This is a genomic window from Gordonia sp. NPDC003422, assembly GCF_053588675.1.
In genome coordinates this window covers 30,790-56,078 of sequence record NZ_JBSFQL010000002.1, presented here as the reverse complement: position 1 = coordinate 56,078, position 25,289 = coordinate 30,790, and the positions used below count along the sequence as shown (strand labels likewise).

Sequence of the window (25,289 nt, the reverse complement as noted above, 5' to 3'; positions counted from 1 at the left end):
GGACGCGCGTCGTCGCCTCCCGAATCCTGTCGGTGCCCGGCCGTACCGTGTAATCCATGCGGATCTTGCACACCTCGGACTGGCACCTGGGCCGGACCTTTCACGGTGTCGAACTGCTCGACGACCAGCGACGTGCCCTGACGCAGCTGGCCGCGATCGTGGCCGAGGAAGCCGTCGACGTGGTGGTCGTCGCGGGCGACGTCTATGACCGGTCGGTTCCCTCGGCAGACGCGATCGCCACCTACGACGCGGGCCTGGCCGAGATCGCCGCCGCCGGGGCACAGATCGTGATCACCTCCGGCAACCATGATTCGGCGACCCGGCTGGGCTCGGCATCCGCCTTCGCCGCTGCGGGCGGACTGCATCTCCGTACGACGATCGCCGGCATCGACCGTCCGGTCGTCCTGTCCGACCAGTTCGGTGACGTGGCGATCTACGGCATCCCGTATCTCGAACCCGATACCGCGCGTGGCGAACTCGGCGTCGAACAGGATCGCGGGCACAGCGCGGTCCTCGCCGCGGCGATGGATCGGATTCGGGCGGATCTCGAGGGCCGGTCGGCGCGATCGGTGGTCGCTGCACATGCATTCGTGGTGGGTGGCATCGCCTCCGAGTCCGAGCGGTCGATCAGCGTCGGAGGTGTCGAAACGGTGTCCGCAGATACTTTCTCGGGCGTCGATTATGTGGCCCTGGGGCACTTGCACTCGCCGCAGCGGCTCACCGACACGGTGCGCTACAGCGGCTCGCTGCTGCCGTATTCGTTCGGTGAACGTACGCACCGGAAGTCTGTGTGGATCGTCGACCTCGACGCGCGTGGGGTGTCGGAGGTCCGTGCACACGACCTGCCTGGGGTGCGCGAACTCACTTGTCTGCGTGGCACTCTCGACGACCTGCTCACCGACCCGGCCCTGGAATCCGCCACCGACCACTACGTGGAGGCCGCCCTGACCGACAAGGTGCGCCCCGTCGACGCGATGCGCATACTGCGGCAACGCTTTCCGCACGCGGTGCATGTGCGGTGGGAGCGTCCCGAGCAGGGTGAGGGTGTCGACTATCGCTCACGAGTTCGGGGTCGCACCGATGCCGAGGTGGTCACGTCGTTCATCACCGATGTCCGGGACGAGCCGACTCCGGGTGAACTGGCGATCGTCGATCGTGCACTGCGCGCGGTGGTCGGTGAGACCGAGGCGGACGGTGTCGGCGCCAGCGCACCGGAATCGGTTGCTTCGGAAGGGGAGTGGGCCCTGTTTGATGTCGGGGTGGTCGATGTGGCGGAATCCGCGTGAGACTGCACAGACTCCGCATGCGCGCCTTCGGGCCGTTCGCCGAGGACACCGAGGTCGACTTCGATGCGCTGTCCGCCGAAGGCCTCTTCCTGCTGCACGGTCAGACGGGTGCGGGAAAGACGACGGTGCTCGACGCGGTTGCCTTCGCACTCTATGGCCGGGTTCCGGGAGCTCGCGACATCAATCGGCGGCTGCATTCGGATCATGCACGCCCGGAACAGGTCCCGGAGGTCGAACTGGAGGCGACGATCGGTGGGCGCCGGATGCGGATCATCCGCTCACCCGAACACCACCGGCCCAAGAAGCGGGGCCAGGGCACGCGCAAGATCAACGCCTCCGCCACGCTCCACTGGGTGGACGGTTCGGGACCCGATCTGACGCGTTTGCCGGACATCGGCGATGTCGTCGTACGGCTGATCGGTATGAGTGCGGAACAGTTCTTTCAGGTGGTTCTGCTTCCCCAGGGTGAGTTCGCGAAGTTCCTGCGGGCCAGTTCCGAGGATCGGGAACGGTTGCTGGAGAGGCTGTTCGACACCGAGCGCTTCGGTGACCTGGAAGAATGGCTTCGCGACTGTTCGCGTGCGAGCGAGGCGACCGTGACCGAGCGAGTGACAGCGCTCGACCGCATCGCCGGGCAGATCGTCGCGCTGGGAGGGGTGGATGCGCCGCCCGCAGCGCCGGACCTGGACTGGGCGCAGGAGTGTCTCGACGCTGCGCGTTCGGTGTGCGACAGTGAACAGGCGGCCCTCGATGCCGCCAGGGCCGCAGTCCACGTCGCACAGGCCGCACACGACGCAGGAGTGCAGCGCGCCGAACATCGACGCCGAGGGAGGCAGGCCACCGAGCGGCTCGATCAGCTCCGCCTCGGTGAGGCCGATCGCTCGAAGGTGGCTTCGGCTCTCGACGCAGCACGGCGGGCTGCGCCGATCGCATCGCTGATCGACGAGCACGAACATGCCTGTAGCGCTTACGATGCCGCCACCCGCGCATGGGAGAGCGCTCGCGCGGCCATGGCGGCAGTAGCCGGCGGTGAGGCGGTCTGCGACGCGAACGAAGCCGAGTTGCGGGTGGCGGTGGACGGCTGGACCGCCGAGTCCGGTCGGTGGGAACCACTGGCGGCCCGGGTCGCAGAGAGGCCGGCGTTGGTCTCCGACATCGAGACCCTGAAGCGCGACGTCGGTGCCGCGCAGACTCGTCGTGCGGAATTGGCCGGACTGTTGGCGGCGGCTCCTGGTCGCCGTGACCAGGTCCAAGCTGCGCTCACCACGGCGCTCGAGGCGCGTGGGCGAATCCCGCAACTCGAGTCCGAGCGCGAGCACGCCGAACGGATCGCCAGGGCGCTGCTGGCCCGCACGCAGGTCGATCAGTCTCTGCGGCAATCGGATACGGCAGTTCTCGAAGCCCGCGAGATCCACGTGGCCGCCCGCGAGCATCTGCTCGACCTGCGTACACGCAGACTGGCCGGGATGGCCGCCGAACTCGCGGCGGAGTTGGTCGACGGGGAGCCGTGCGTCGTCTGTGGGTCGCAGGAGCACCCGCAACCCGCGCGAGCGGGGGACGCGTCACCCGTCGGCGATGCGCAGGAGTCAAGTGCTGCGAACGCAGAGCAGCGTGCCGCGAAAACACGCGCACGGGCCGAATCGGACCGCGCCGCTCTGGTCGAACGCCGCAAGAGCCTCGACGAGACCGTCGGAGACGCAGACGCCACGGACACCGAGCATCGGCTGCAACGGATAGGTGAACAACTCGCGGATGCGCGTCGTTGCGCCGAAGGTGTTCCGGCGCTGCAGGTTGCGGTCGAGAATGCGGCCGCGGAGTCCGACGCTCACCGGGCAGAGGCAGCCGACCTCGATTCGGCGCAGTCGGCGCGCAATGAACGGTTGTCTGCGTTACGGACCCGTCTGGCCGAGCTCGACGCCGAGGTCCTCGAGGCCACAGGCGGACGCGTCGGAGTGACCGAACGGCGTCGTGAACTGGCCGACCTGTGCCGCCTTGCGGGACAGTTGCGCGATGCCCTGCGGGAGCGGGAGTCGGCCCGGGTCCGGCGTGACGAGATCGCCGCGCGCCTGCGCGATAGGTGTGTCGACGCCGGCTTCGAGGATCCTGCCGGCGTCCGGGCCGCACTGGCCCCTGCCCAGCAGATCCAGAAGTGGGAATCGACTTTGCAGCAGGCGATCACGCTGCGCTCGGCCGCGCTCGAGACGCTCGGCGACCCCGACGTGACATCCGCCCTCGAGGGCGATCCGGTCGACACCGGCGCCCTGGCAGCGAGTCTCGCGCTCGCACGCGGCGCGGCAGACAAGGCGGCCAGCAGTCATGCGGTGGCGGCCCGGCGAGCGGCAGATCTGGAGCGATACGTCGCCGAGTTCTGGGCGGCGTCGGATGCGCTGGCGCCGCTGCAGGCCAAGTGCGCGGAACTGTCGGGGCTTGCCGAACTCGTCAGCGGACACGGCCAGAACGCGCGTCGGATGTCGTTGCATTCGTACGTGCTGGCAGCGCGTCTGGAGGAGGTGCTGGTCGCCGCGTCGGCCCGTCTGCACCAGATGTCCTCCGGACGTTACGAATTCGTGCACACCGATGCCGTCGGACCGCGAGGACGCCGGGGTGGCCTGGGTATCGAGGTGCGTGACGAGTACACGGGTGCGGTACGCGCGACGACGACCCTCTCCGGCGGTGAGACCTTCTTCGCATCGTTGGCGCTTGCCCTCGGTCTCGCCGACGTGGTGTCGGCAGAGAGTGGCGGTCGGGTCCTCGACACGATCTTCATCGACGAGGGTTTCGGCACTCTCGATCCGGAAGCACTCGACTTGGTGATGGGCGTCCTCGACGACCTGCGTTCCGGTGGGCGAGTGGTGGGAGTCGTGAGTCACGTCGACGAGTTGCGCGCTCGAATTCCCGCTCAGCTGCAGGTGGTGCGGGGCGACAGCGGTTCGACGGTCCGGATGAGTGAACTGCTGCGCGTGTCGTGAGCAGCCCGATTGGGGATCGCCCGAGCCCGTGCGCTACTCTGTGTTTCGCCCGTTGAGCCCCCGTAGCTCAGGGGATAGAGCGTCTGCCTCCGGAGCAGAAGGCCGCAGGTTCGAATCCTGCCGGGGGCACCACAAAATCTGGGGGAAGAACTTGTTCCCCGGGGTTCTTAGTCGTCCCCTAGAAGTTTCTGGGGGAGGACTCCAAGGGTAGGGGAAGAGTTTCTTCCCCTACTTTCTTCGGCGACGTGCCTGGGTGGAGATCAGTTCATCGGCAACGGCTGCGCATTGCGTTGCGCCAGCATCGTTTTGATGGTGTTGATCTCGTTGCCCTGGGTGTTGATCATCGACGTGGCGAGGGAGCGCACGTAGTCCTCGTCGACGTTCTCCGGGTTCGCGGCGTACTGCATCATCGGCGTGCCGCCCTCGTGGTGGCGCAGCATGAGTTGCAGGAAGTAGGTGTCGGCCTCGGCGCCGCGCAGGCTGTACAGCTTGGCCATCTCGGCCTGAGTCGCCATGCCGGGCATCATCGGCTGGTCGGTGGCTGCGGGAGCCGGAGTCCCCGACGGCATCGGCATGCCGCTCATGTCGCCGTGATCGTGATGGTGGCCGTCCTCGGACATACCGCCCATGTCGTGGCCCATCCAGGCCATGTGCTCACCCGGGTTGTCGAGCGGATAGCCCCACCGCGTAAGCCACGACTGCATCTGCCCGATCTCGTTGCTCTGCGTGGTCAAGATGTCGTAGGCGAGCGATCGCACCTGGATGTCCTCGCCGGTGCGGTAGATGATCGACGCCATCTCCACACCCTGCTGGTGGTGAGCCGACATGTCCTGAGCGAAACCGACCGCGGCCGAGTCGGCGGCGGGTCGGTCCTCGGTGCTCGCGTCGTCGGCGAAGCTGGCCTGGATCACCAGCCCGAGTCCGACGCCGACGAGCAGGATCGCCACGCCGGCCAGGGCGAGCAGGAGTCGACTGCGCGAAGCGGGCTCGGCTGCCTCGGCAGATTCGGGCTCGGCAGCGACGGTCGTCGCGTCATCGTGAGATTCAGGGCTCTCGGTCATCGAATTCACCTTCTCCTAGCCGGTCGGCATCGGCTGCGTCACGGGCGCAGCGGGCTTGCCGTCCATCGGGAAGGCGTCCGGCCCGGGCGGGCCCTGGTCGGCCGGCGGCGGGTTCGACGGGTCGAAGCCCGGGGTCGGCCCACAGGTCGCCTGAACCTCGGGGTACGCCGATGCCTGCGGATTCTCGCGGTACACATTGGTCATGGGGTTGCGTCGCAGCGCGGTGATGAACTGGTTCACCCGCGGATCCTTGGCGGAGTCGAGCTTGAGCTGATGTCCCCAGCTCTGCAATGACAACGGCGTGCTCAGGCCCGGGTAGGGCGACATGAACAGGTACTGCTCGCCGCGAACCAGATTCTTGAGGTAGTCGAGATCGCCCGACGAGATCGTGTCCGGGTTGTAGGTGATCCACACCGACCCGTGCTCGAGTGCGTGGACCGCGTTCTCCGAGCGGATCGGGTTCGGGTAGACGATGCCGGTACAGGTCGCCCAGATGGCGTCGTGCGGACCGCCGAACGGCGGCGACTGGTCGTAGGCGACCCGCTTCTCGGTGTGCGTGGCGGCCGGGTAGTAGCGCTTGACGATGCCCTCGATCTTGTCGGAGGGATCGGGATTGGCCGGTGTCGGAACGAACTCGGAGATGGTTTCCGGCGCGATCCGCGCGGCCTCTTCCTCGGCACGCTTGTCGAGGAACCGCGGCACCAGATAAATGGCGAGTCCGGCGACCAATGCGACGACCACCACGACCGCGCCCACCATCATCCAGTCGATGCCGCCCGACGGCGACTTGCCGCTCTTACTGGTCTTGGGGACGTGTGCCCCGGCTTTGCCCGCCATGTATCTCTCTCTGTATCCCGCTACTCGACACCGCGTTGTGTTACCGCTTGGCGCCACCATCGACCACCCCGGGCGCCGTCATGCCACGCGGCGTGGACAGTCTACTTGTGCGCCGACGCGTGCCCGTTGTGGCCACTGGGACCGGGCGATTGTCTGCGTGAGTCGGCGGGCCAATAAGATGGTGCTCTGTGACTCCCGCCGACCTTGCCGCGCTGCTCGCGGCCGTGACACTGACCGTGGTTCGTGACCACGGTCTGGACGAGACGCTCGTACCCGATTCCGTCGGCGTCGAGCGTCCACGTCATGCCGACCACGGCGACTACTCGACCAACATCGCGCTGCAATTGGGCAAGCGCCTCGGCGTTGCTCCGCGCGAGTTGGCCGGGTGGCTCGCCGAGGCCTACTCGGCCGCCGACGGCGTCGAGAAGGCCGAGATCGCAGGGCCCGGGTTCGTGAATCTGTGGCTGGCGGCGGCCGCGCAGAACACCGTGATCACGACGGTCCTCGAGCAGGCCGAACGCTACGGCCGGGGAGACGACCTGGACGGATCGGTCATCAACCTCGAGTTCGTGTCGGCCAACCCCACCGGGCCCATCCACCTCGGTGGCACGCGCTGGGCGGCCGTCGGCGATGCACTCGGACGGGTTCTGCAGGCCCGCGGTGCCGACGTGACACGCGAGTACTACTTCAACGACCACGGCGCGCAGATCGACCGGTTCGCGCGGTCCCTGGAAGCGGCGGCCCTCGGGCAGCCGACCCCCGAGGACGGCTATGCCGGGGCCTACATCGCCGACATCGCGAAGCAGATCGTGTCGCGGGTGCCCGACGTCCTTGACCAAGCGGCCGATGAGCGGGTCGAGACCTTCCGGTCGGTGGGCGTCGTGCTCATGTTCGACCACATCAAGGAGAGCCTGCACGAGTTCGGCACCGACTTCGACGTGTTCACCCACGAGGACAGCATGTTCACGTCCGGCCTGGTGGACGAGTGCATCGCCGAGCTCAAGGCCAACGGCAAGATCTACGAGAAGGACGGCGCCTGGTGGCTCCGGTCCACGGAGTTCGGTGACGACAAGGATCGGGTTGTCATCAAGAGCGACGGCAACGCCGCCTACATCGCCGGCGACATCGCCTATATCCGCGACAAGCGCAACCGCGGCTTCAACCTGTGCATCTACATGCTCGGTGCCGACCACCACGGCTACATCAGCCGGCTCAAGGCTGCCGCGGCCGCGCTCGGCGACGATCCCGACGTCGTCGAAGTACTGATCGGGCAGATGGTGAACCTCGTCCGCGACGGCAAGCCGGTCCGGATGAGCAAGCGCGCGGGAACCGTCATCACCCTCGACGACCTCGTGGAGGCCGTCGGCGTCGACGGCGCGCGCTATTCGCTCATCCGGTCGTCGGTCGACGTCAACATCGACATCGATCTGGATCTGCTCACCAAGCAGTCCAACGAGAACCCGGTCTATTACGTGCAATACGCGCACGCACGTCTGAGTGCGTTGTCGCGCAACGCCGCCGAGCTCGGACTTGCCGCCGACGTCGCGCACATCGATCTGCTCGACGATCCTGCCGAGGGCGAATTGATCCGCACCATCGGCGATTTCGACGAGGTGGTGGCGACCGCGGCGACCCTGCGCGAACCGCATCGCGTCTGCCGCTACCTGGAGTCGCTGGCAGGTGCCTATCACCGCTTCTACGCACGCTGCCGGGTGCTCCCACAGGGCGACGAACCGCCCGCCGACATCCACCGCGCTCGACTGGCGCTCTGCTCGGCGACCCGTCAGGTCCTGGCCAACGGTCTCGACCTGGTCGGCGTGAGCGCACCGGAGCGCATGTGAGCGCGCACCCGGCCGGACCCCGGCACGCCGAACTGCTCGCCGCGCCACATCTCGCGCAGCGGCCCAGCGATCCGTCGCAGCTCGCCGAGATCCCCGCAAATGTGTGGCCGCGCAATGCACTCCGCAACGACGCGGGCGAACTGGAGATCGCGGGTGTCGCGGTCTCTGCGCTCGCCGAGGAGTACGGGACGCCGCTCTTCGCGATCGACGAAGCCGATTTCCGGTCGCGGTGTGCCGACATGGTGTCGGCGTTCGGGCCCTACGGTCGAGTTCACTACGCATCCAAGGCATTCCTGTGTACCGAGATCGCCCGCTGGGTGCATGAGGAAGGGTTGTCGCTGGACGTCTGCTCCGGCGGTGAACTCGCCATCGCGCTGCGCGCCGGATTCCCGCCCGAGCGAATCGCCATGCACGGCAACAACAAGAGTGTCGCCGAACTCGCCGCGGCACTCGATGCCGGCGTCGGCCATGTCGTCCTCGACTCCTTCGTGGAGATCGATCGGCTCGACGCGCTGGCCGGCGAACGTGGCCTGGTCGCCGATGTCCTTGTCCGCGTGACGGTGGGTGTCGAGGCGCACACACACGAATTCATCTCGACCGCACACGAAGACCAGAAGTTCGGCTTCGCGCTCGCCGGTGGGGTAGCGATGGACGCGGTGCGGCGGGTGTTCGCCACCGACAACCTGAGGCTCGTCGGTCTGCACAGTCACATCGGTTCGCAGATCTTCGACATGGACGGTTTCGAACTCGCCGCGCACCGCGTGCTGGGTCTTTTGCACGACGTCGTCGCCGAATTCGGCGTCGACAAGACGTCGCAGATGTCCATCGTCGATCTCGGTGGGGGACTGGGTATCTCGTATCTCCCCGAAGAGGATCCGCTGCCGATCGGTGCGGTTGCCGAGACGCTGGCGGCCATTGTGCGTCGTGAGTCGGCTGCCGTAGGTCTGCCGATGCCGACCATTGCCGTGGAACCCGGCCGGGCGATCGCCGGACCGGGAACGGTGACGCTGTACCGGGTGGGCACCATCAAGGATGTGGCGCTCGGCGGCGGTGCGGTTCGGCGCTACGTGTCCGTCGACGGCGGGATGAGCGACAACATCCGAACCGTGCTCTACCAGGCCGAATACGACGTCCGTCTGGTCTCGCGGGTCTCGTCGGCGCGCGCGGTGGTCAGCCGCGTCGTCGGGAAGCATTGTGAGAGTGGCGACATCGTCATCAAGGATTGTTGGCTGCCGGATGATCTGGCGCCCGGAGACCTCATCGCGGTGGCAGCCACTGGCGCCTACTGCTATTCGATGTCGAGCCGATACAACATGACGATGCGCCCGCCGGTCGTGGCGATTGCGAACGGCGCCGACCGACTGCTGTTGCGGCGCGAGAACATTGACGACTTCTTCAGCCTGGAGGTGAGCCAGTGATGGCAGACGACAAGCTCGAGCCGGACTCGCTCGAATCAGACCGATCCATCGGGATCGCGGTTCTCGGCATGGGAAATGTCGGCGCCGAGGTGGTACGCATCATCACAGACAACGCCGCCGACCTCCAGTCACGCGTCGGAGCGCCGGTCCGCCTGCGCGGTGTTGCGGTCCGCGACCTGAGCCGGCCCCGCAAGATCGCGCAGGAACTCCTGACCGACGACCCGGAATCGCTGGTCGCACGCGACGATGTCGACATCGTCGTCGAGCTGATGGGCGGGATCGACCCGGCCCGCGGCCTGATCCGGGCTGCGCTCGAGGCCGGGAAGTCGGTCGTCACCGCCAACAAGGCGCTGCTCGCCGAGTACACGGGCGAGCTGGCGACGGCGGCGGCGCAGGCCAAGGTCGATCTCTACTTCGAGGCCGCCGTGGCCGGCGCCATCCCGGTGGTGCGTCCCCTGATGCAGTCGCTGGCCGGTGACACGGTCGAGCGGGTGGCCGGAATCGTCAACGGCACCACCAACTTCATCCTGTCGGCGATGGACGAGACCGGCGCCGACTACCACGCCACGCTGGCCGAGGCCGGCCGCCTCGGCTATGCCGAGGCCGACCCGACCGCCGACGTCGAGGGATTCGACGCGGCGGCCAAGGCAGCCATCTTGGCCTCGATCGCGTTCCACACACGGGTGACCGCCGCCGACGTGTACCGCGAGGGCATCTCGTCGGTGACCTCCGATGATCTGGTGGCCGCCAAGAAGTTCGACTGCACCGTCAAACTCCTGTCCATCTGCGAGCGGATTCACGACGCCGACGGCTCGGAGCGGGTGTCGGCCCGCGTCTATCCCGCACTCATCCCGCTCACACATCCGCTGGCGTCGGTGAACGGCGCCTTCAACGCCGTGGTGGTCGAGGCGGAGAACGCCGGACGGCTGATGTTCTACGGCCAGGGTGCCGGTGGCGCTCCGACCGCGTCGGCGGTGCTCGGTGACATGGTGATGGCCGCTCGCAACAAGGTGCACGGCGGGCGTGGTCCGCTCGAATCCACCTATGCGTCGCTGCCCATCGCCTCGATCGACGACGTGCCCACCCGGTACTACGTATCGATGCAGGTCGCCGATCGTCCGGGTGTGCTCGCCCAAGTGGCGGGTGAGTTCAGCAAGCGGTCGGTCAGCATTGCCGCGGTGCGGCAGGAGGGGGCCGGCGACAACGCCCGCCTGATCGTCGTGACGCACCGGGCGCCCGACCGGGCGCAATCGGAATGCGTTGCGGCGCTGGAAGACATGGACGCCGTGATCAAGGTGTCGAGTGTTCTGCGATTGGAAGGAACCGATGACTGAAGCGACGCCCGTGCACACCGCGTGGCCGGGTCTGATCGAGGCCTATCGGTCCCGACTGCCGGTGGCCGATGACTGGAAGGTCGTCACGCTACTCGAGGGTGGGACCCCGCTGATCAGTGCACCGCACCTCTCGGCGCTGACCGACTGCGAGGTCTACCTCAAGGTCGAGGGCCTCAACCCGACCGGGTCGTTCAAGGATCGCGGTATGACGATGGCGGTCAGCAACGCGGTCAACAACGGTAAGACCGCAGTGCTCTGCGCCTCCACCGGGAACACCTCGGCGTCGGCAGCGGCGTATGCGACCCGCGCCGGGATCACGTGCGCGGTCCTCATCCCGGAGGGCAAGATCGCCATGGGCAAGTTGGCTCAGGCAGTCATGCACGGCGCCAAGATCATTCAAGTTCAGGGCAACTTCGACGACTGTCTGGAGATGGCCCGTAAGGCGACCGCCGAGTTCACCGAGATCGAACTGGTCAACTCGGTGAATCCCGCTCGCATCGAAGGACAGAAGACGGCGGCCTTCGAGATCGTGGACGTCCTCGGCCGCGCTCCCGACGTGCACGCGCTGCCCGTCGGCAACGCCGGGAACATCACCGCATATTGGAAGGGCTACACCGAGTATCACGCCGACGGCATCAGCGATCGCCTGCCGCGCATGCTCGGTGTGCAGGCGGCCGGCGCCGCGCCGCTCGTGAACGGTGCGCCGGTGAAGAACCCGGAGACCATCGCGACCGCGATTCGCATCGGGTCGCCCGCCAGTTGGAATCAGGCGGTCGCCGCGAAGGATGACTCGAACGGCCAGTTCCGGGCTGCCACCGACGAAAAGCTTTTGGAGGCTTATCGTCTCGTGGCCGGCAAAGAAGGTGTGTTCGTAGAACCGGCGTCGGCGGCGAGTGTCGCCGGCCTGCTGGCGGCGCGCGCCGACGGCTGGGTGTCGGCAGGGTCCACGGTGGTCTGCACCGTCACCGGGAACGGGCTCAAGGATCCCGATACCGCGTTGTCGGGGATGCCTGAAGTGGAAGCGATTCCGGTGGATCCGGTGGCGGTGGCGCATGCCCTCGGCGTGGCCTGAGTCGACCGTGACCACCGACGCCGCCGAGACCGCCACCTCTGGTGGCCGACTACCCGAGGGCCTGTCGATCCAGGTCCGCGTACCGGCGTCGAGTGCGAATCTGGGTCCCGGGTTCGATTGTCTGGGAATCGCTTTGGGTGTCTACGACGAGGTGACGGTGGTGACCGTACCCGGTGGTGACATCGAGGTGGAGGTCGACGGGGAGGGTGCCGGCGACGTGCCCCGGGACGGCAGCCATCTGGTGGCGCGCGCCCTGACCCGTGGACTGGAGTATGCGGGAATCTCCGCCCCCGGCTTGAAACTCCACTGCCGCAACGACATTCCTCATTCGCGCGGACTTGGTTCGTCGGCGGCCGCGGCGGTGTCGGGGTTGGCCGCCGCGTCGGGCCTCATCTCTGCGTCGGGGATCGGCGACGGTCTGTCGGCGGATGAACTGGTGCAGTTGTCGAGCGAGTTCGAGGGGCACCCGGACAACGCCGCCGCCAGTGTGTACGGGTCGGCGGTGGTGACGTGGACTGCGGACACCGCCGATGCGCCCCGCTATCAGGCGCGTCGACTGCAGGTGCACCCCGACATCGGGGCCACGGTCTTCGTTCCCGACACGGAGTCGTCGACGTCGTTCACCCGGGGGCTGCTCCCCGACACCGTCCCGCGCGCCGACGCCATCTTCAACCTCAGCCGTTCGGCACTGGCGGTGGTGGCGCTGACGGCGGACCCCACCTGCCTGATGGCTGCTTCCGACGACCGCCTCCACCAGCCGTACCGCGCAGCAGCAATGGCCCCGACGGCCGAACTCGTCGCGAAACTGCGCGCACACGGGTTCGCGGCGACCGTCTCGGGCGCCGGACCCAGCGTGCTGGTGCTCAGCATGCGGCCGGTTCCTGGGGAGATTCGTGAACTCGCCGCAGCGTCCGGCTTCACTCCGCGTACGGTGGAGGTCGCCGGAGGCGTCGAGGTCACTGTGTCCTGACAGACCTGGTCTCGCCTCATCGGCGTGTTGCCGGTATCATGCGATCGGAGTTACCATAGTCTGGTCTAGCCGCTCAGGCGCGCTCTGCCGTGTTTCCCACCGATCACTGATCGAAGTTATCCGGCCTCCCTTGGTCGGGGTCCTCCGATTCCAGTTCAGGCGGTCGTCGAAACACCGGTAGTCCCCGAGCAAGCTCGCAGCGGACCCACACAGATTTCTCCTCAACAGAGTTTTCACCGCCCACCGCGGGCGGCCATCCCTGAGGTGACAAGCAGGGAGATCAAGACCTTGCGCAGCTGATACAGCCGCGAAAGGAACGAAAGGACATCCGTGACTGATACGGACCTGATCACCGCACCCGTCGACCGCGATTCCGCCGACGATGCGGCGACCGGTGGCGCAGGTGCCACCAAGACGAAGGCACGTTCGACCCAGCGCACCGGGCTCTCGGGCATGGTGCTCAGCGAACTGCGGACCGTCGCCGGTGAACTCGGCATCAAGGGCACGTCGGGAATGCGTAAGGGCGACCTGATCGCCGCCATCAAGGAGCGTCAGGCCGGTGCGTCGGACGCGAAGGCCCCTGCCAAGGCGTCGGCCCCGGCCGGCGAACGCAGCGCACCCGAGAAGAAGTCCGAGCCCGAGCAGATGACACTCGGTGATTCGGCGTCGGGCAACGGCGCACCGCAGCGCACACGGCGCCGGCGCGCTGAAGCGCCCGACGCGACGACCGAGGCTGCGGCCGGGGCCGATTCGGCCCAGAAGGAGTCGGCCCAGAAGGATTCGGCCCAGAAGGATTCGGCCCAGCAGGATTCGGCCCAGACCGAAAACACTGAGGCGCCCGCGAAGGGCGAAGGCCGGAACAACGAGGTCCGGAACTCCGACGGTGGCGACGGAAACGACCAGCGCAACCGGAACCGCAACCGCAACCAGGGCGGCAACAACCAGAACGCCAACCAGGGCGGCAACAGTCAGAATGCCAACCAGGGCGGTAACAGCCAGGGTGGCAACAACAACCAGAACCGGGACAACAACCAGAACCGGGACGACGACGACGGATCGGGCCGCGGTCGCCGCGGTCGTCGGTTCCGTGAGCGCCGGCGCGGACGTGACCGCAACGACGCGTCGGGCGGCGGCGAACCCCAGGTCTCCGACGACGACGTGGTGCAGCCGGTCGCGGGCATCCTCGATGTCCTCGACAATTACGCGTTCGTCCGCACGTCCGGGTATCTCGCCGGGCCCAACGACGTCTACGTGTCGATGAACCTCGTCCGCAAGAACGGCCTGCGCCGCGGCGACGCCATCACCGGAGCCGTGAAGGTGCCGCGTGAGGGTGAACAGCCCAACCAGCGCCAGAAGTTCAATCCGCTTGTGCGTCTCGACACCGTCAACGGCGGTGACGTCGAGGCGGCCAAGAAGCGTCCCGAGTTCGGCAAACTGACGCCGCTGTACCCGAACCAGCGACTGCGCCTGGAGACGACGCCCGAGCGTCTCGACACGCGCGTGATCGATCTGATCATGCCGATCGGCAAGGGGCAGCGCGCCCTGATCGTGTCGCCGCCCAAGGCGGGTAAGACGACGATCCTGCAGGACATCGCGAACGCGATCACCATCAACAACCCGGAATGCCACCTGATGGTGGTGCTCGTCGACGAGCGTCCGGAAGAGGTCACCGACATGCAGCGGTCGGTCAAGGGTGAGGTCATCGCCTCGACCTTCGATCGTCCGCCGTCAGATCACACCTCTGTCGCCGAGCTGGCCATCGAGCGGGCGAAGCGTCTGGTGGAGAGCGGCAAGGACGTGGTGGTCCTGCTCGATTCGATCACCCGCCTCGGTCGTGCCTACAACAACGCGTCTCCGGCGTCGGGCCGAATCCTGTCCGGTGGTGTCGATTCGACTGCGCTCTACCCGCCGAAGCGTTTCCTCGGCGCGGCGCGCAACATCGAGAACGGCGGCTCGCTGACGATCATCGCCTCCGCGCTGGTGGAGACCGGTTCGACGGGTGACACGGTGATCTTCGAGGAGTTCAAGGGCACCGGCAACGCCGAGCTCAAACTCGACCGCAAGATTGCCGACCGCCGTGTGTTCCCCGCGGTCGACGTCAATCAGTCGAGCACCCGCAAGGACGAGCTGATGATGTCGCCCGAGGAGTTCTCGATCATGCACAAGCTGCGGCGCGTGCTCTCGGGCCTCGATTCGCAGCAGGCGATCGATTTGCTGCTCAGCCAGCTCAAGAAGTCGAAGACCAACATCGAGTTCCTGATGCAGGTCCAGACCAACGCACCCGGAGCGATGCGCGACGAGTGAGACCCATCCGCGGCGCAGGTGTGAACGCTCCTACCCGCTGCTTGAGGGCAGCTCAGAGAATGCAGATCACCTGAGCCGCGATGATCTTCACCACCATGGCCGCTGGGTATACGAGCGCATAGCCGAGTGCGATGCGCGGGTCGCCGCCACCGCGGGCGTTGGCGAAGGCGAGATGGGCCGGGTTGGTTTGTGATCCGGCCAGCACACCTGCCATGCGCAACCTGCCGACCCGCAGCACCCAGCGGCATGCGGCAAACATGCCGATGCCCAGCACGGCCGCGGTCACGATGCCCGTGACCAGCATGTCGACGATCTCGCCACCGGTCAGTGCGGTGAGAATGAGTGAGCCGGCCCGTTCACCGGCGTAGGCGAGGAACAGCAGCAGCCCGATCTCGGACACCACCTGAGCCGAGGTGAGCGGCATCGATGTGGCGACCGGCCCGATCCGCCCGAGGCGGCCCAACACGAGTCCGACGATGAGGGTGCCCGCGGCCGCGCCGAGCGACAGCGACCCGACGAATGGCACGGGGATCGAGATCACGCCCAGCCCGATACCGGCCGCGATCCCGAGACCGAGTGCGGCAGCATTCAATTCGGTCATTCCGCGGCTCGAATCGCCCAGTTCTCGAGCGATGTCGGCCATCCGTTCGGGTGGCGCGACCACCCGCACCCGGTCACCGAGCTGCAGCACGGTGTCGACGTTCGCGATCAGATCCTCGTCGCCGCGTCGTACCCGGGTGATGGAACCGTCGTGTCTGTCGAGTTCCAGATCCCGCACGCGTCGTCCGGCCAGGCGGGGCGCCGAGATCGTGATCCGCCGGAAGTCCAGCGCGCTGCGGTCTGCGGTGAGGTCGTGCGACGACCGGTGTCCGAGTTCGTCGGCGACCTTTTCGACCTCGTCGGCAGGCCCGACGGCGGTGACCAGGTCCCCGTGGTGCAGGATGCTGTCGTCGTGCACGTGCTCCGGCGGGGTGGTGGAGTCGTGGGCGACGCGCGAGAAGGTGATCCGATGGCCGTGGCGCTTGCGGAGGTCGGCGACGGCGATGTCGGGCCGGTCGACACGGACCGTGACGTCGACGACATCTGCCTGGGAATCGGGGTCTTCTCGTCCCTTCGCCAGCGCGAGCCCCACCATCACCAGCATCGTCACCACACCGAGCAGATACGTGGTCGCGTAGCCGACGGTCGCCTGAGGTGATCCGCCGGTGGCCGCGAGCGCCGGAGTATTGGTGACCGCCCCGGCGAACGTACCCGCGATCGCGGTGGGCGAGAGCCCGAACGTCGTCCCCAGGCCCTGTGCTGTCGCGGCGGCAGCGATCACCACCAGCGTCACGGTGACGACCAGATGCCAGGCCGTCCGCAACGTCGCGAAGAACGTCGGACCGGCCATCAGCCCGGTGGTGAACGCGAACAGCACCAGACCGAGGTTGCCCAAGATCTCCGGGATCGAGATGTCCACATCCAGCGCCGTACCCCACGCCGTGATCACCATGGCGGTGAATAGCACTGCGGCCGGACCCAATCCGACGCCGCGGTAGCGGATTCGCCCGAGCGCCACACCCAACCCGACGACGAGCGCGGTGAACAGCAAGGGCTGATCAGCAAAGAAGCTCAGGACCGCCGTCATGCAAGCAAGTATCGCCCCGCCGGTCAGGTCGCCGCAGGCCACCAGCGGGATCTGATGACCTTGTACCCACCAGGTGTGATCGGGGTGACAAGTCTAAGTGACCAAGTCGCCGAGCAGGTGATCCCAGGCCTCGAAGGTCGCTGCGGAGACGGTGCCGGTCTGCGTCGCCACCAGGGCGCAGTGCGCGTGCCGGTCGTAGATCTCGATGGAGCCCGTTTCGCCCCAGGCGCCTTGGGACCAGGTGATCCAGCACTCGGTGGCCAGATTGAAGTTGATCATCGCTCGGCAGCCGCCAGAGGCGAGGACCATCTGACCGCGATGCTCTCGCGCGCCGTCCAGCTGGTCATGGCGCATCTGGATGCATCCCGGCGCCGCGGTTGCCAGCGTCATCGGCATACCCAGCAGGGCGGCGTGTTCGAGGGCGGCGATGACACGCCGCGATTCGACGCGCGTGTAGCGATTCTCGCGAAACGCCGGTAGCGAAAACAGGCGTTGCACCCCTCCGTCGTCGAGTATCGAGTCGAACTGCGCTATCTGGTCGGCTTGCGGCGCGGGTACGTCGCTCGGCGTGCTCGCCCCCGAGACGTCGGCCGCAAGGTCGCCTTCGGAGGCCAGGTCGCCGTCGGGCGCGCCGGCCAGGGACAGCGACTCGAAGGCGAGACGATCGGAGTGCTCGGTCAGGTAGGTGGCGTGTGCGGTGTTTCCGTCGGTGTCGAACAGTCGCAGGGTGGGCGGCACATGCGCAGCCGGATCGGTGACCAGCGCCGAACCGAGACGAGCAGCGTTGAGACGCAACGTGATCCGCGACGGATCGGTCCGGATGGGGCCACCCATACTGACGGGCGCGTCGTGGATACCGACGTCGTTCATGATCACCGGTCCGGCGACGGTGACGCCGACGACCTTGTCGAGTGCCGGCAATTGACGTGTCACCGTGGCAACCTCGGAGTTCAGCAACGAGCCCGCGAATCCCGGTGTCGCCAGCAGGGTGTCGAGATCGCTCGTGGTGCGCTGTCCACGCGGACAGCAACAACCGCGATCGGCCCCGCAGGTCGGATTGCTCTTGTCATGAGCGTCGGGGGAGTGGGGCATCGTTGCCATTCCTAACTGCCGTTGTCGCTGGTGGTGCGGTCTAGTAGACGTCGCGCAGGTAGCGCTTGTCCTTCTTGAGTTGATCCACGTAGTCCTGGGCACCCTCTTCGTCGAGGGAACCGTGTTCGGCCACGATCTGGTGGAGCGCGTCCTCGACGTCGCGGGCCATCCGGGTCGCGTCGCCGCACACGTACAGATGCGCACCGTCCTGCAGCCACGCGAACAGCTCAGCGCCCTGCTCACGCATCCGGTCCTGTACGTAGATCTTGTGGTCCTGGTCCCGGGAGAACGCGAGATCGAGACGGTTGAGAACGCCGTCGGTGACGAACTGGTTGATCTCGTCCGCGTAGATGAAATCGCTGTCACGATGCTGATCTCCGAAGAACAGCCAGTTCTCGCCCTGCGCGCCCCGGCTCTGCCGCTCGTGCAGGAAGGATCGGAACGGCGCGATACCGGTGCCCGGGCCGACCATGATGGCACGGGCGTCGTCGGCGGGCGGCCGGAACGACTTGTTGGGCTGGATGAACACCGGAACGGTGTCGCCGACGTCGCGGTGGTCGGCCAGGTAGGTCGAACACACTCCGCCACGCAGTCTTTCACCGGAGCGGTAGCGAACGGTCGCCATGGTGATGTGCACGGTGCCCGCGTGCGCGAGTGGGCTCGACGAGATCGAGTAGACGCGCGGAGCCAACGGCCGAAGTTCGGCGATAAGTTCCTCGGGTGTGATGGTGATCGTGGAGTCGATTTCGAGGAGGTCGAGGACGTCACGACCCCACAGCCACGCGTCGAGTGCCTCATGGTCTCCGGTGGCCGACAGGTGGGTCAGCTCGGGATCCTCGGTGCGCGAGGCGATGTAGTCGACGAGGTACTTGGACGGAGCCGCAATCTCGAAGCGGTTGCTCAACGCCTCCCGCAGCGAGTACTGGCTCTTGCGGTCGGTGATCATCTCGTCGCCGGTCGCGCCGAGACGCGCGAGTACCTTGTCGACGAGGATCGGGTCGTTGAGCGGTGCGATACTGATGCCGTCGCCGGGCTCGTACTCGATGCCGCTGTCGCCCAACGAGATCACCACATGCCGGACCTCTTTGTCCGACGTCGGTCCGGACAGCACGGTGTTGGCGAGGATCTTGGCGGGATACGGGTTCTTGCGACCCCAGTCGGACTTTGCGGACTTGGCCTTGGCGGGCGCATCTGACGCCGGCGCTGCTGCGGGCTCGACTCCGGCGACGGACTCCGCGGTGGTCACCGAGTGTGCCTGTGCACCATCGGTTTCGATGGCGCTGAGTGCGGGCAGCGCGTTCGCCAGCCACTCGTCGGCCGGCTTCTGGAAGTCGATGTCGCAGTCCACCCGGTCGATCACCCGGGTGGCGCCGAGCTCGGCGAGACGGGCGTCGATGTTCTTGCCCGCCTGACAGAATCCGTCGTAGATGGAGTCACCGAGCGCGACCACGCCGTAGTAGAGGCCGTCGAGGCGCGGCGCGTCGGGTGCGGCCAGAGCCTGCCAGAAGTCCTCGGCATCGTCGGGCATGTCGCCCTCACCGTAGGTCGAGACCACCACCAGGAGTCGCCGAACGGCAGCGAGGGTCGTCATGTCCATGTCGGCCATGTCGGACACCTGGGGGTCGAATCCGTGTGTCGTCGCCAGGGTTTGGGCGGTATCGGCCACCCACTCTGCGTTTCCGGTCTGCGTCCCGTAGAGGATCTGCAGGCCGACCGGGCCCGACTGCTCGTCGGTCGCCGCCGCGGTCGCGACTCCTCCGGCCACGACGGCACCGGTGGGCATCGCCATGCGGGTGTTGAGCCCGGCGAGGAATCCGGCGAGCCACGCCTTCTGCTCGCCGGTGAACGGGACGTCGGTGGGGATGTAGGGGAGTTGCATGTCACCCGGCCTTGGTTTCTGTGGAGGAGGAACCGAACTCTGGTGCCGCGATACGCAGCAGGTCGGCGATGTCGGGCATCGCCTGGGTGGCGAACAACTCGTCGAAGCTCGGCAGTCCGGCGAGCTTCTCGCGATTCTTGCTGTCCTGCAGCAGAATCCACCCATAGGTTGCTGGTGCGTCCATCGACCGCACGTTGCGCAGCGCAAGTGCCTGCTTGTGGTCGTCGACGCGCTTGGCGGCGATCAGCGCCGCGACCTGCTCGGCGTCGTACCCGGACAGGATGGTGCGGGCGTACTTCGCGACCCGGCCGATGAGATCGAAGTCCTCGGTGAGCACCAGGTTGCGCGCAGCGCGGGCGATGACCTGTTCGGTGGCCTCGGTACCGGTGGCCACGGTGCTGCGACCGCGCGCGAGGCGGCCGGCGGCCAACTCGCGGGCGAGTTCGAAGACGGTGAACGCGTTGAGGAGTCGGTACATGTCGTCGTTGTCGGTCTGGCCGTACTCCGGGAGCGCGCCGCCGGCGACCGGACGCTGGGTCCGCATGCTGATCTTCAGTTTGCGTACCTGATCGGCCGCGATCGCCGACGACAACTCGTCGAGCAACTCGCGGTGGGAGAGGGTGGCCATCAGCACGTCGCTGTCCTGGTAGGAGAGCAGCGCGCGGGGCATCGCGTAGGAGATGTAGTGGCGTTCGGTCTCCCAGTTCTCCAGCAGACGGGTGGCCAACGCCGATCCCGTTGCCTCCGCATGCATCTGCAGCATGGTGTGCACGGCGAGGTGATGGATGGGCGCCAGCGGGTCGTCGACACCGGTGATGGCACCGATGACGACCGAGTCCGAACTGATCCGGCTCTCGAGTTCGCAGGCGGGGTCGTACTGGTAGAGGAATCCGCCACTCATCCCGTTCGCCAGGCCCTTGCCGTAGCCGCCCAGATTCAGTACCGCACCGTTGGTCATGTACTCGCAACCGAATTCGCCGAGTCCCTCGACCACCGCGGTGGTACCCGAGTTGCGGACGGCGAACCGGTCGCCTGCCTCGCCTTCGACGAACAAGCGTCCGCCGGTGGCGCCGAACAGTGCGAAGTTGCCGACCAGGACGTTGCCGCCGACCGCAGGTGACCCGCCGCCGGGGGAGCGGACGACGACGACGCCGCCCGACATCGACTTGCCGACACCGTCGTTGCAAGTGCCGATATGCGTCATCCGCATGCCGTCGTTGCAGAAGGCCGCGTAGGAGAGACCGGCGGATCCGGTGGTCGTGACCTGCACCGAGTCGGGCGCCAGGTAGCGCCGTCCTCGATCGTCGGAGTGGACTGCGGGCAGCACGGAAGCCGTTTGGGCGTCGATGCGGTAGTTGACCAGTCGTTCGATGTCGATGGCCAGCTGCGCGCCGACACTCTTGTTCCGATTGCCCAGGCACACGGGGTCGGTGGTGACGGTGTCGGCTCCCGCGTCGATGAGGTGCGCGTGGACCTGTTCGACAAGGGCGTCGTCGATGGCGTAGTCCCGTTCGAGATAAACAGGATCGACGATCTCGGGCATGTCGACGCGAGCCAGCAGTGCGGACAGGCGCAGGGTGCCGACCAGGTGCGCGTCCTGTGCCAGGTGCAGCAGATCCGTGCGACCGCGGGCGGCGCGCAGCGAGGGCACGCCGATCGACGCCAGGATCTCGCGTACCTCGTGGGCGATGTTGAGCAGGTACTGAGCCATCGACCGCGGATCTCCCTCGAAGACCTCGGGATTGGTGGTGAGTCCGGCCGGACACTTGATGTTGCAGTTCTTCGCCATCACGCAGCCCACCATCATCAGGGCGGCGGTGCCGAACTCGAAACTGTCGGCACCGAGTAGCGCCGAGGTGACCACATCCTGCCCGGTCTGGTGCGCGCCGGAGGTCCGCAACACGACCTTCTGTCGAAGTCCGTTGGCGCACAGGGCCTGATGGACTTCGGCGAGACCGATCTCGGCGGCCCGGCCGGCGTAGCGAAGGCTCGACACGGATGCCGCGCCGGTGCCGCCGGTGTTGCCGGCCACGTTGATCACGTCGGCACCTGCCTTGGCCACACCGACGGCGATGGTGCCGATGCCCTCCGACGAGACGAGTTTGACGATGACTCGCACGCGCGCTGCCTTGCAGTCGTGGATGAGCTGCGCGAGGTCCTCGATCGAATAGGTGTCGTGGTGCGGGGGCGGTGAGACGAGTTCGACGCCGGGGGTGCCGCCACGCGCCGCGGCGATCTCGACCGTGACCTTGGGTGCCGGAAGTTGACCTCCCTCACCCGGTTTGGCGCCCTGGCCGATCTTGATCTCCAGCTCGGTGAGCATCGGGTCGGCCAGGTAGCCGGCCCAGATGCCGAACCGTCCCGAGGCGAACTGCTTGATGCGCGAGGCGCGAATGGTGTTGTACCGGGACAGATGTTCGCCACCCTCGCCACTGTTGGAGAGGCCGCCCACCATGTTGGTACCGTGTGCGACGGCTTCGTGTGCGGGCGCGACCAGCGCGCCGTGGCTCATCGCCCCAGACGCGAACGTTGCCGTGATCTCATGTGCGGGTTGAACTTCGGTGAGTGCGATGGGCGCACCCGGTTGTCTCCGGCATGGTTGTCTCCGGCGCGGTGGTCGTTGGCTTGGAGTGCGAGGACGTCGCGCAGGGCGCTGGGCCGCTGCGTGCGTGTCGAGGCGAGTTCGGTGGAGAACGAGCGGTACGCCGCGGTGATCTCGAAGGTGTCGATGTCGTGGTCGGACAAGCGGTCGAAGCTGCTGTCGACGTACGCACCCGCGTCGAGCCCGAAGGCGTCGCCGAGTTTGCCCACGGTGAGCAGTCGCACCGCGTCCCCGGCGCCCACCGTGCGCGCCGCCTCCGACTCCCTTCCTGCGGTGGCGAAGCTGATCTTCTCGGCCGTGAGTTCCTCGTACTTGCGGACGGCGGTGGTACCGAACGAATGTCCGGCGCCGTCGGCGCGCTCCTTGAACAGCCCGAGGAGTGGCAGATCCTTGTCGGTGCGCGGTGGTTCGTCGCTCATCGCCGAGCGATGCGCCGCTCCGAGCGCCTCGGCGATCGGAGCAAGGCCGACCCCGCCGACCGGCGAGGGCAGGTTCGGGAACCACCGGCGCAGGTTGTCGTCGGCGGTGTCGAGGAAGTTCGGTTCGAAGAATTCGCCGCCGATGTAGCTCTCCGCGGTGCACAGACCGACGCGGCCCATCGTCTTCATGAGTGACTTCTCGGCGGCCTTGGCCCACCGCGCGAACGCTGCGTCCGGTTCGTCCGGCGCGAGCTCCCGGGCACGTCGCGCGACCGAATGCGGGTGCACCGCAGCCGCACCGAAGCCGAGCACCGCCGCGAGATGGTGCGATGACTCGATCTGGCCGCTGTCGACGACCAGGGAGACGCGCAGGCGCAGTCCCTCGGAGATCAGCCGTTGGTTGATGGCCGACACCAGGAAGATCATCGGTAGAGCAGCACGGTCGCGGCCGATACTCCGGTCACTGAGGACGGCAATGCCGCCCTGCTGCTTGGCGAAGGAGACCACCTCGTCGCCGAGCCCGTCGACCGCCTGCACGAGGGCGGTGTGAGCGTCGTCGTCTCCGGCTCGCAACGCGTACGTCGCGTCGAACCGTTCGATCGGTGCCTCGTTCTGTCCGTACAGGGTCGCGAGATCGGTCGCCGTCAGAATCGGTGTGCCGAGCACGATCTGGCGAGACTTCCCGGAGCGCTTGCCCAGCCGCGGACGGGTACCGAGGGCAATGCGCAGCGACATGCCGTCGGCCTCGCGAATGCTGTCCAGGGGTGGATTGGTGACCTGGGCGAATCGCTGTGAGAAGAAGCGGGCGACGTTGGCCTCGATGTTGGTGAATGCGTTGATTGCATTGCCGAAACCCATCGCCGACACGCGCTCGGCGCCGGTGTCGAGCATCGGATCCATGAAGTAGCGGAAGCTCTCCTGATCCAGGTAGTGCGCGGCGAATCGCTGATGGTCGGTCAGTTCCTCGTCGTGACCGTCGGTGGCGGCGACGGCCACGTCGAGCGCGGCGAGATCGACCTTGGCGGCCGCCAGCAGTGCTGGGTAATCCTTTGCTGCGGCGAGCTTTTCGTACGCCTCGTCGGTGGTGTAGGTGCGATGGTCGCGGTGGTCGTAGTAGATCATCCCGCCGGCGGACACCCGGCCGCGCGAGATCACCGACTCCGGCGGCACCGAGATCTGACCGGCCTCGGAGAACGCGCACAGATACTCGGAGGTCTCCAGCGTGCGCAGGGGCCGCAGGCCAAGTCGATCGAGGCGGGCGCCGATCACCGAACCGTCGCCGAACACCACGGCCGCCGGGCCGTCGTTCTTCTCCTCGTAGAGGGAGAAGAACTCGAACATGGCGCGCACCTGCGGAGAGAGCGAGCTGTCGTTCTCCCAGGCCGGCGGCATCATCGACACGACCGCGGTGACGAGATCGACCTGGTCTTCGGTTACCCGTGCGGCGACGGTCTGGTCGAGGCGTGAGCTGTCGGACTGGCCGGGTGGTCGCACGATGGTGCGTCGCTGCGCTGCGGCGGCCGTCACCTGGGCGATGCGATTCTTCTTGTCGGTGTTGAGCTCACCGTTGTGCGCGAGGTAGCGAAACGGCTGGGCCATCGTGGGATGCGGGTCGGTGTTGGTCGAGAAGCGTGTGTGGAAGTACAGCGTGTGCACCGCATGGTCGGGGTCGAGGAGGTCGGTGAAGTAGCCGATCACCTCTGGGGAGGAGAGGCGTCCCTTGAGTACCTGGGTCCGCGCCGAGAGGGACAGCGGATACAACCCGGCCAAGGCGGGATGGGTGTAGCCGATGGACTCGATGTGCAACAGCGCCTGCTGGACGAGTTGGTCGAGGTCGGCGGGTTCGGGACACGGGTCCGGTGCGGCGAACACCCACTGGCGGATCGGCAGCTGATGGGCCACCGCCGCGGGCCGCAGGACGCCGTTGTCCACGGGCACGTCGCGCACGGTGAGCACGGTGAAGCCGCGATCGGTCATGGTCCGCTCGATGAGGGCCGTCGCCTTGGTGGCACCGGCGGCGGTGTCGGGCAGGAAGAAGTTGCCCACACAGAACTGGCCGAGGGCGAGCTTTCGTCGACCGGTCACCTTCCGGAAGAAGCGCAGCGAGAGGTCCATGGACACGCCACCGCCGTCGCCGACGCCCTCGGAGGACATGCCGCCGCGGTGCGGTACCGAGCACAACGCCTCGGCCGCCTTCTCGATCACCTCGTGTCGCTGGACGCCGTCCTTGCGGGCGATGAAGCCGACCCCGCAGCTGCTCTTTTCGTCGCTTGGAATCCCACAGCAGATGCTGTGAGGGGATTTCAGACCGCATTCATCCTCTGTTCTCGGCAGTGATCGTGGTGATCAGGGGAGGGCAGGTGACGTCGCTGCGACGATGAAGCGACGTCGGGGAGAACTATAACTTAGCTAAGGCTTACCAAGATAAGCCCTACCTAATGCGTGGTCGAATCCCGGGAATGAAACCAACGTCGTCCCTGTTGACGCGAGTGACCCCGGTACAAGCGCGATTTCTTCGGAAGCGATTGCGCGTGGCATACTGGTCGGTCGAGTCCGGTTCCGGTTCACACCGTCGAAG

The 25,289-nt window shown here is 67.0% G+C and carries 13 protein-coding genes, 1 tRNA gene and 1 pseudogene; 9 read left to right on the top strand and 6 right to left on the bottom strand.

Annotated features, from left to right (window positions below; genetic code table 11):
* The first annotated feature begins 56 nt into the window (after nt 1-56).
* From ACWDTF_RS01995 to ACWDTF_RS01985, 3 genes are all read left to right on the top strand, one after another.
* Nucleotides 57-1,286: an exonuclease SbcCD subunit D C-terminal domain-containing protein gene (locus tag ACWDTF_RS01995; protein WP_433258888.1), complete on the top strand. Its 1,230-nt coding sequence runs from the start codon at nt 57-59 to the stop codon at nt 1,284-1,286.
* Nucleotides 1,283-4,255: an AAA family ATPase gene (locus ACWDTF_RS01990; protein WP_449753897.1), complete on the top strand. Its 2,973-nt coding sequence runs from the start codon at nt 1,283-1,285 to the stop codon at nt 4,253-4,255. The genes ACWDTF_RS01995 and ACWDTF_RS01990 overlap by 4 nt, the downstream gene beginning before the upstream one ends.
* A gap of 56 nt (nt 4,256-4,311) precedes the next feature.
* Nucleotides 4,312-4,387 (top strand) — tRNA-Arg (locus ACWDTF_RS01985).
* Between the two features lie 128 nt (nt 4,388-4,515).
* Here the strand turns inward: ACWDTF_RS01985 and ACWDTF_RS01980 are convergent.
* Nucleotides 4,516-5,316 (bottom strand): DUF305 domain-containing protein, encoded by an 801-nt coding sequence (locus ACWDTF_RS01980; RefSeq protein WP_240860322.1) that lies wholly within the window; start codon nt 5,314-5,316, stop codon nt 4,516-4,518.
* A 15-nt stretch (nt 5,317-5,331) separates the two neighbouring features.
* Entirely contained in the window at nt 5,332-6,153 is an 822-nt protein-coding gene (locus ACWDTF_RS01975; RefSeq protein ID WP_240860321.1) for a DUF3105 domain-containing protein, read from the bottom strand.
* Nucleotides 6,154-6,341: 188 nt separating this feature from the next.
* On the opposite strand from ACWDTF_RS01975, the gene argS reads away from it, so the two are divergent.
* The 6 genes from argS (at nt 6,342) to rho (ending at nt 15,092) form a co-directional block, all read left to right on the top strand.
* Nucleotides 6,342-7,994: an arginine--tRNA ligase gene (argS, locus tag ACWDTF_RS01970; RefSeq protein ID WP_240860320.1), complete on the top strand. Its 1,653-nt coding sequence runs from the start codon at nt 6,342-6,344 to the stop codon at nt 7,992-7,994.
* Nucleotides 7,991-9,412, top strand: a complete 1,422-nt coding sequence (gene lysA, locus ACWDTF_RS01965) for a diaminopimelate decarboxylase (protein WP_240860319.1) — start codon at nt 7,991-7,993, stop codon at nt 9,410-9,412. Before argS ends, lysA begins: the two co-directional genes overlap by 4 nt.
* A complete protein-coding gene (locus ACWDTF_RS01960; RefSeq protein WP_240860318.1) occupies nt 9,412-10,746 on the top strand; it encodes a homoserine dehydrogenase in 1,335 nt (444 codons plus the stop codon). The genes lysA and ACWDTF_RS01960 overlap by 1 nt, the downstream gene beginning before the upstream one ends.
* A complete protein-coding gene (gene thrC, locus ACWDTF_RS01955; RefSeq protein ID WP_240860317.1) occupies nt 10,739-11,818 on the top strand; it encodes a threonine synthase in 1,080 nt (359 codons plus the stop codon). The genes ACWDTF_RS01960 and thrC overlap by 8 nt, the downstream gene beginning before the upstream one ends.
* Complete coding sequence (gene thrB / locus ACWDTF_RS01950; protein WP_240860316.1) at nt 11,799-12,788, top strand: homoserine kinase; 990 nt, start codon at nt 11,799-11,801, stop codon at nt 12,786-12,788. The genes thrC and thrB overlap by 20 nt, the downstream gene beginning before the upstream one ends.
* A 330-nt stretch (nt 12,789-13,118) precedes the next feature.
* Nucleotides 13,119-15,092, top strand: a complete 1,974-nt coding sequence (rho, locus tag ACWDTF_RS01945) for a transcription termination factor Rho (RefSeq protein ID WP_355276719.1) — start codon at nt 13,119-13,121, stop codon at nt 15,090-15,092.
* A gap of 52 nt (nt 15,093-15,144) precedes the next feature.
* On the opposite strand, the gene ACWDTF_RS01940 is transcribed toward rho, so the two are convergent.
* From ACWDTF_RS01940 to ACWDTF_RS01925, 4 genes and pseudogenes are all read right to left on the bottom strand, one after another.
* Nucleotides 15,145-16,719 (bottom strand): aspartate:alanine exchanger family transporter, encoded by a 1,575-nt coding sequence (locus tag ACWDTF_RS01940; RefSeq protein WP_355276721.1) that lies wholly within the window; start codon nt 16,717-16,719, stop codon nt 15,145-15,147.
* Between the two features lie 93 nt (nt 16,720-16,812).
* Nucleotides 16,813-17,811 carry a ChuX/HutX family heme-like substrate-binding protein gene (locus ACWDTF_RS01935; RefSeq protein WP_240860310.1) on the bottom strand — a complete coding sequence of 333 codons (999 nt, stop codon included), beginning with the start codon at nt 17,809-17,811 and terminating at the stop codon, nt 16,813-16,815.
* Nucleotides 17,812-17,851: 40 nt separating this feature from the next.
* Entirely contained in the window at nt 17,852-19,690 is a 1,839-nt protein-coding gene (locus ACWDTF_RS01930; protein WP_240860309.1) for a sulfite reductase subunit alpha, read from the bottom strand.
* Between the two features lies 1 nt (nt 19,691).
* A pseudogene (locus ACWDTF_RS01925) lies at nt 19,692-25,025 on the bottom strand (glutamate synthase-related protein).
* Nucleotides 25,026-25,289: the final 264 nt, after the last annotated feature.

Bases quoted from the DNA above. Each gene is read 5' to 3' on its own strand.
- ACWDTF_RS01935 (WP_240860310.1), bottom strand. From the start codon at position 17,811: ATGCCCCACTCCCCCGACGCTCATGACAAGAGCAATCCGACCTGCGGG.
- thrB (WP_240860316.1), top strand. From the start codon at position 11,799: ATGCCCTCGGCGTGGCCTGAGTCGACCGTGACCACCGACGCCGCCGAG.
- ACWDTF_RS01960 (WP_240860318.1), top strand. From the start codon at position 9,412: ATGGCAGACGACAAGCTCGAGCCGGACTCGCTCGAATCAGACCGATCC.
- thrC (WP_240860317.1), top strand. From the start codon at position 10,739: ATGACTGAAGCGACGCCCGTGCACACCGCGTGGCCGGGTCTGATCGAG.
- ACWDTF_RS01995 (WP_433258888.1), top strand. From the start codon at position 57: ATGCGGATCTTGCACACCTCGGACTGGCACCTGGGCCGGACCTTTCAC.
- ACWDTF_RS01980 (WP_240860322.1), bottom strand. From the start codon at position 5,316: ATGACCGAGAGCCCTGAATCTCACGATGACGCGACGACCGTCGCTGCC.
- ACWDTF_RS01930 (WP_240860309.1), bottom strand. From the start codon at position 19,690: ATGCAACTCCCCTACATCCCCACCGACGTCCCGTTCACCGGCGAGCAG.
- ACWDTF_RS01975 (WP_240860321.1), bottom strand. From the start codon at position 6,153: ATGGCGGGCAAAGCCGGGGCACACGTCCCCAAGACCAGTAAGAGCGGC.
- ACWDTF_RS01940 (WP_355276721.1), bottom strand. From the start codon at position 16,719: ATGACGGCGGTCCTGAGCTTCTTTGCTGATCAGCCCTTGCTGTTCACC.